The following is a 7,014-nucleotide window of genomic DNA, read 5'->3' as shown; positions in this document are numbered from 1 at the left end:
CCTTGGCGACCGGAACTCCCCCGGCCGAGCCGGCCGAGCACCGGGCGGAGCAAATCGCGCAGCTCACTGACGTGGAAGACGCGCAGGAGGAACAGATACGCAACGAGCATGACGGGGCCGACGACGACCACCGTCACCAAAGCGGCGAGCCTGCTGCTCCAGGCGAAGCCGTCAGCGTGATAGCTGCCCAGGAGCCATAGGGCCAAGGCGCCGGCGATCGCCGATCCCAGAGCGGCGTAGCCCATGCGAATGTACGAGTTTGCGATCCGGGGGCCGTCCACGTGGCCGAGGAGGCGACGCAGGAACCAGACGCTGATGACCACGGAAAGGATATTGCCGAGCGTATACAGGACGGCGATCGCGAAGATGATCCGGCCCACCGGCAGGAATTGGATGATGAACGCGCCCACAACGTTGAGCAGGGCCAGCATGAGCTGGATGTAGAAGGGCGTCCGGGCGTCTTCGTTGGCGTAGAAGACCCGGGACATCATGAAGTTGGCGCTCATGAACGGCGTGCTCAGCGCGAGGATCGTCAGCGTCTGGGCGAGCATGACGCCGTCCTGGGGGTTCCCGCCGGAGAAGAACATGCCCAGCGGTCCGGCGAGGGCGAACAGGGCCAGTGCCCCGAAGACAGTGGCGACGGCCATGGTCCGCAGCCCGTGCGAAAGTGCTTCGCGGAGCTCGGCTTTGTTGCCTGCCTGGGAGGCGTGGGCCATCCGGTTGAACAGCACCGTGGCGAGCGACAACGCGATGATCGAGTGCGGGAGCAAGTACAGCTGGCTGGCGACTTCCAGGACCGCGTTACCGGGGAGGGTGGCGGCAGCAGGGTCCCCTTCGTGCGCCAGGCGGAGCCGCTCGGAGCCGGGAATCGTGGCAATCCTCATGACGTAAAGGAAAGCGAGCTGCCCGACGGCGGCAGTCAGGAGCGTCCAGACGCTCAGTTTTGCTGCCTGGCCCAGTCCCACGCCCCGCCAGCCGAAACGCGGCCGGAGCCCGAGCCTCAGGCGGATCACCGGGACGAGGAGTATGGCGGTCTGCGCGATCACGCCGACGGTCGAGAATCCCGCGATCAGGAAGGTCTGGAAAGGTCCCCAATTGTCCAAAGTGTGGGGGTTGGTGATGTTGGCGCCGAGGATCCAGATGAACATGCCCAGTCCAGCGATGGCCACCACATTGTTCAGGATCGGCGCCCACATGGCGGGCCCGAAGGCGCCGTTGGCGTTGAGGACCTGGGTCAGGAGCGCATACAAACCGTAGAAGAAGATCTGCGGCAGGCAATAGAACGCGAAGGTTACGGCCAGCGATTTCTGCTGGGGTGAATAGCCCTGGGTCGTGAGGTCGATAACCATCGGCGCGGCCAGTGTGACCAGCGCCGTCAGCGCCAAGAGAACCAGCACCGCCAGCGTCAGGAGCCGGCTGATGTAGTCCGCGCCGCGGTCCGGGCCCTTGCTGGCTTTGATGATTTGCGGGACAAGCACGGCGTTGAACACACCGCCCGCCACCAGGAGGAAGATCAGGTTGGGCAGGTTGTTGGCGTTGATGAACGTGTCGTTAACCGTCGATCCCAGGCCCAGCGCGGCGCCAAGCATCCAGGTTTTGGCGAAGCCGAGGAACCGTGAAACGAGCGTCCCTGCGGCCATGACGGCGCTGGAACGGGTTTCTCCGGACTGGGTTGACTGGGTTGTTTTGGCGGCAGACATTGTCATTATCGTCCCATGAGCCGGGCTGCCTGATGCGTCAAGACCATATAAAAGGCCGCGTTAGAGGTGTTCGGGCAAGACTTCCCGGGCAAGATCGGCGATGCGCCGCTCATTGGGAAAGGACAACTTGCGGGCCAATTCCTGGAGCGGAACCCAAGCGGCATCGATGGCCTCTTGGTCGGGATCGTTCTCGATGGTCAGCTCTCCGCCCGTCGCACGCAGGAGGAAATGGTGCACCGTTTTGTGCACGCGGTGCCCGCTTACGGTGAACCAGTAGTCGATGCTGCCGAGCGGAGCGAGGACGTTGCCTTCGATCCCGGTCTCCTCCGCAATCTCGCGCACGGCTGCTTCTTCGTTGTTTTCCTTGCCCTCCGGGTGCCCCTTCGGCAGGCACCACTCGAGCCGGCCACCCCTATTAAGGCGGGCGATGATCGCAACCCTCAGTTCGCCGTCGGACGTGTCCACCACGACGCCGCCGGCGGAGACTTCTTCCACGGTCGGAAGGGCGGCCTGTGCCGGGTGCGGAGCGGGCGCGACGTGGGCACCAATTGCCGACGGCAATGGTGCGTTCGTCCTCCTGCCAGGAGCACTCGGGATCGGGTTGGCCATGAAGTCCACTCTAACGACTCTTGCCCGTTGGTGATGACCGGGACATGGACTCACGGTGACGTGCGGATGGCGTTCGGCCGTGATCCCGGTGCAGTCGCCACGCAATCACAGCGCAATGACAAGGATCCGGTGGGATGGCGCAGCGAAATCTGACAAGCTTAAGGAACTATGGCGCAAGTATTGGACAGTTCTTCAGTTAATTTCCAGATGGATCCAGTGGTCCTGGACCTCGGCCAGCGGTTTGTGGACGCTGGCTTCGAACTGTCGCTGGTTGGCGGGCCCGTGCGTGACCTCTTCCTGGGCCGTGTTTCGCCGGACCTGGATTTCACCACCGACGCCACGCCGGACCAGACCCTTTCCATCATCAAGAGGTGGGCCGACAATTTCTGGGAGATCGGCCGCGCTTTTGGAACGATCGGGATGAAGAAGTCCGGCTTCCAGATCGAGATCACCACCTACCGCGCCGAGGCCTACGACGCCGGTTCCCGCAAGCCCGCGGTGGCCTTCGGCTCCTCGCTCCTGGACGACCTCCTACGCCGCGACTTCACCATCAACGCCATGGCGCTCCGGCTGCCCTCCTTGGAACTCGTGGATCCATTCGGCGGGGTCCGCGACCTCCACGCCTCGGTGCTTGCTACCCCTGGCTCTCCCGAATCGTCATTCTCCGACGATCCCCTGCGCATGATGCGTGCTGCCCGCTTTGCCGCGCAGCTCGGCGTCGCAGTGCACGACGACGTCCGCCTCGCCATGTCCGGCATGGCCGAGCGGATCAAGATCATTTCCGCCGAACGCGTGCGCGAGGAACTCGTCAAGCTCGTCAACGGAGCGCACCCGCGTGCGGGCATAGACCTCCTCGTGGAGACCGGACTGGCCGAATTCGTCCTCCCCGAGGTTTCCGCTCTGCGCCTTGAAGCCGATGAGCATCACCGCCACAAGGATGTCTACCAACACTCCCTCCAGGTCCTGGAGCAAGCCGCGTCGCTCGAGACGGGCCCGGACGGCCCGGTGCCTGGTCCGGACTTTGTGTTGCGCTTCGCCGCGTTGATGCACGACGTCGGGAAGCCGGCGACGCGCCGTTTCGAACCGGGCGGCGCGGTGAGCTTCCGCCACCACGACATGGTGGGCTCCAAGCTGACCGCAAAACGCATGAAGGCCCTGCGCTTCGACAATGACACCATCAAGGCCGTGGCCCGGCTTGTGGAGCTTCACATGCGTTTCTACGGCTACGGAGACGCGGGCTGGACCGATTCCGCGGTCCGCCGTTACGTCGCCGACGCCGGCCCCTTGTTGGAGCGCCTGCACCGACTCACCCGGTCCGACGTCACCACGCGTAACCAGCGCAAGGCGGAGCGGCTCTCTTTTGCCTACGATGACCTTGAGCAACGGATTGAGGTCCTGGCCGAACAGGAATCGCTCAATGCCATCCGGCCTGACTTGGACGGAGCGCAGATCATGGCTTTGCTGGGACTCAAACCCGGGCCCGTGGTTGGCCGCGCCTACAAGTTCCTGCTGGAGGAGCGCATGGAAAACGGTCCGCTGTCCCAGGAGGAGGCCGAGTCCAAGCTCCTGGCGTGGTGGGCCGGGCAACCCGAGTCCGCCGTCGAACTTTCATCGGAACCAGCCGTCGATGCCAAAGCAGGCACCGCCGAACCAGAGGAGTCCTAAGTGAACCCTGCAGCCAAGCCTTCCCGGCCACAGCTCTGGATCATGCGTCACGGCGAGACCGAATGGTCCAAGAGTGGCCAATACACCGGTTTGACGGACCTTCCCTTGACGGTGGAAGGCGAACAGCAGGCGGTGGAAGCCCGCAAGATCCTGGAAGGCATCGACTTCGACCTGGTCCTGACATCGCCGCTGCGCCGAGCCCGGCGTACCGCGGAGTTGGCGGGCTTCCCCGACGCCGTTCATGAACCGCTCGCTGTGGAGTGGAACTACGGCGACTACGAAGGCATCAGCTCGGACCTCATCCGCAAAGACAACCCTGACTACCTCATCTGGTTCGACGGCGTTCCCAACGGCGAGACTCTCGACTCCGTGGCAGCCCGTGCCGACAAGATCATTGCCCGCGTCCTCGAGTCCGGAATGGACAACGTCCTGATTGTGGCCCACGGCCATTTCTCCCGCATCCTCACGGCCCGCTGGCTTGAATTGGATGCCCGGGAAGGACGCCATTTTGTCCTGGGAACAGCCAAAGTTTGTACCTTGGGATGGGACAAGCGGACGCCTGCCATTCTTCGCTGGGGACTGTAGGAAGAATTAATTTCTAAATTCTTTGTAATTGGCTGGTCAACAGTGCGATTCATGGTGTAACTTTATTTTTGATCCCAGAGCGATTCGCCGGGATTGAGGCGTGCACTATCCAGTCAGTCAACTGCGGTAGTGCCAAAGCAGAAAAGGAGGTTGGGAAAATGATTACTTTGACTAGCGGATGGAAGATGACCGTTGCTGGCACCCCGGCCTTTGCTGCTCGACGCCGTTTTGCGGCCTAACTCCCCCTGATGTACTTCCTCCCCTGATTCCTCGGGGCGGTTCACAGTGCAATCAGGCTTCGAGTCGGGCCTGCCATTGAGCGGTATCACGCGATCGACGTGGTGCGCAGTTTCCTCATAGTTCGGAACCAGCTTCTTGTTGGGGACGGCTGCCCCTGGATACCAGGTACCGGAACTCCACGCTTCGGTACTGTTTACGGTCATTCGATAGATCCGCTTAATCCACCCACCATCGCCGGCATTCACATGCCTAATTCCGCCTTTGTTTTCTTCGAATTCAGGGGGGCTTAATTGTCATGCCCGAATTCCGGCAATTCTCTTCACTACGAAAGGAGGCGAACCTTGGCCAAGCGCCTCAAGGACCTGATGGTCTTCAACGGCAAGCCCGTCGTCAAAGACAAGACCCTCTTCAACGGACAACTGCTGGATCAACGCCGCGAAGATGTCTACGTCGTCCTGCACCAAATGGGCATCATCCGCTAAGTGTCCCCCACCATTGCACTTCAGGAGGGACTGATGACACACATCGGACCGTTCGCCTCGGAAGCCCACGCGGCTATGCGTGGCTTCCGCCTTTTAACGGGCCCGAGTTGGGACGGGCTGTCCTGGCCGGATCCCGTCCCCCGCGCCTGGCCGGATCCCGTCCCCCGCGCCTGGCCGGATCCCGTCCCCCGCGCCTGCGCTAAGCTCGATTCCATGCAGGAGACGAAGCCGCACAGCCAGGAAAAACGTGCTCGCTTTGTGGTTCCCAGCCGTAGTGATTCCTTGCTCAGGAGCTTCACCGAGTTGATCGGAGGACCCCTCGGGCAGCGGTCCTCGCCTGGAGCGGTCTCCCCGGGATTCTTCACGGTTGAACGGGTCCTGATTATCCTCACGATCGTTGCGGCACTCCTGTCGATACTGATCAAGGGCTATTGCCGCGTTAACGGCTGGCACACTCCGCAGCAGTTCTACGCCACCTGCTACTCGGATTTCCCCGAACTTTTCAGCAGCCGGGGCCTTGCAGATGGCGTGTTTCCGCTCTTCGACCAGAAGGCCCTCTTCGAATATCCCGTGATCACGGGGCTGATAGCGGGTATCACTGCATGGCTCGTGCCAGGGCGCGGTGCCAGCCCGGACCGGATCCTTGGCTATTTCGATGTGAATGCCACGCTGATTGCGGCCATGTGGATCGTGGTTGTCCTGGCCACCGCACGCATCAACCGGCGCCGGCCGTGGGACGCGGCCATGGTGGCCCTGGCGCCCGGGATTGTGCTGGCCGGAGTCATCAATTGGGACATGTGGGCGGTGGCCATGCTTGCGGTGGGGATGTACTTCTTCGCTAAAGAACGTCCCGTCCTGGCCGGTCTGTTCATCGGTTTGGGGACGGCAACCAAGCTCTATCCGCTGCTCATACTGGGCGCAGTTCTTCTGCTCGCGCTACGCACCGGCCGGCTGCGGGTCCTGTTTGTGACCACCCTGGCCGCGACGGTGGCTTGGTTGGCAGTCAATGTGCCGGTCGCAGCGGTCAATCCGGCCGGCTGGCGCTACTTTTTCGACTACACCCGCGATCGCCCCGCGGGTTACAGCTCGCCCTGGTTCGCCTACAACCTCGTTGCGGAGCGACTTCAACTGGTGCAGCTTGGCCCGGAAGCCATCAATGCCCTGGCGATGGACATGTTCCTCATTGCCTGCGTTTTGATTGCTGGATTGGCGCTGACAGCGCCACGGCGCCCGCGGCTAGCCCAGTTGACGTTCCTGATAGTGGCGGCCTTCATCCTGAGCAATAAGGTCTATTCGCCGCAATATGTGCTCTGGCTAGTGCCATTGCTGGCTTTGGCGAGACCCAACTGGCGCGATTTCCTGCTCTGGCAGGCCGCCGAGGCGTTGCATTGGACCGCCACATGGATGTATCTGGGCCAGACGAGCAGCGGCGGGGCCGCGCAGAACAATATCGATATGCCGTATTACGTCATGGCCGTGATGCTACACATGGCCGCGACGGCATATTTGATGCTGCGGGTTGCGTGGGACATCTGGGAACCCCATCTGGATCCCCTCCGAGTCCAGGGGTGGATGATCCTCACGGTGGTGTGTTCAACGGGGCCCAGGATTGGTTCCGGATAGACCTCAAGAGTCCGGCGGCATCAGTGCTGCCTTGGCGGAGGGCGACTGTGCTCTCGGGTGCGTCCCGGGCGACTGACCACGCCGCGCCGCCCGGGCACGACTCAGTGCCG

At 62.5% G+C, this 7,014-nt stretch carries 5 protein-coding genes and 1 pseudogene; 4 read left to right on the top strand and 2 right to left on the bottom strand.

Going from position 1 to position 7,014, the window contains the following annotated elements:
- Positions 1-1,700: murein biosynthesis integral membrane protein MurJ (gene murJ, locus AHiyo1_RS13085; RefSeq protein ID WP_059388858.1), on the bottom strand; the 1,700-nt coding region annotated here is incomplete at its 3' end.
- A 60-nt stretch (positions 1,701-1,760) separates the two neighbouring features.
- Positions 1,761-2,261 (bottom strand): NUDIX hydrolase, encoded by a 501-nt coding sequence (locus AHiyo1_RS13080; RefSeq protein WP_059388857.1) that lies wholly within the window; start codon positions 2,259-2,261, stop codon positions 1,761-1,763.
- Positions 2,262-2,477: 216 nt separating this feature from the next.
- Here AHiyo1_RS13080 and AHiyo1_RS13075 point away from each other — a divergent pair, with 216 nt between their 5' ends.
- The 4 genes and pseudogenes from AHiyo1_RS13075 to AHiyo1_RS13065 all read left to right on the top strand — a co-directional run.
- Positions 2,478-3,974 carry a CCA tRNA nucleotidyltransferase gene (locus AHiyo1_RS13075; protein WP_059388856.1) on the top strand — a complete coding sequence of 499 codons (1,497 nt, stop codon included), beginning with the start codon at positions 2,478-2,480 and terminating at the stop codon, positions 3,972-3,974.
- Entirely contained in the window at positions 3,975-4,559 is a 585-nt protein-coding gene (locus AHiyo1_RS13070; protein ID WP_059388855.1) for a histidine phosphatase family protein, read from the top strand. It begins immediately after the preceding gene.
- A 581-nt stretch (positions 4,560-5,140) separates the two neighbouring features.
- On the top strand, positions 5,141-5,281 hold the full coding sequence (locus AHiyo1_RS24755) for a hypothetical protein (protein ID WP_172465581.1): 141 nt from the start codon (positions 5,141-5,143) through the stop codon (positions 5,279-5,281).
- Between the two features lie 213 nt (positions 5,282-5,494).
- Positions 5,495-7,014: pseudogene (locus AHiyo1_RS13065) on the top strand (glycosyltransferase family 87 protein); the annotation flags it as partial.

Origin of the sequence: Arthrobacter sp. Hiyo1, assembly GCF_001263615.2 — a bacterium.
GTDB lineage: Bacteria > Actinomycetota > Actinomycetes > Actinomycetales > Micrococcaceae > Arthrobacter.
Note: the sequence above shows the minus strand (reverse complement) of the source record. Positions and strands in the feature narration are given on the sequence as shown.

Coding starts and splice junctions, on each gene's coding strand:
- AHiyo1_RS13075 (WP_059388856.1), top strand. CDS start 2,478: ATGGCGCAAGTATTGGACAGTTCTTCAGTTAATTTCCAGATGGATCCA.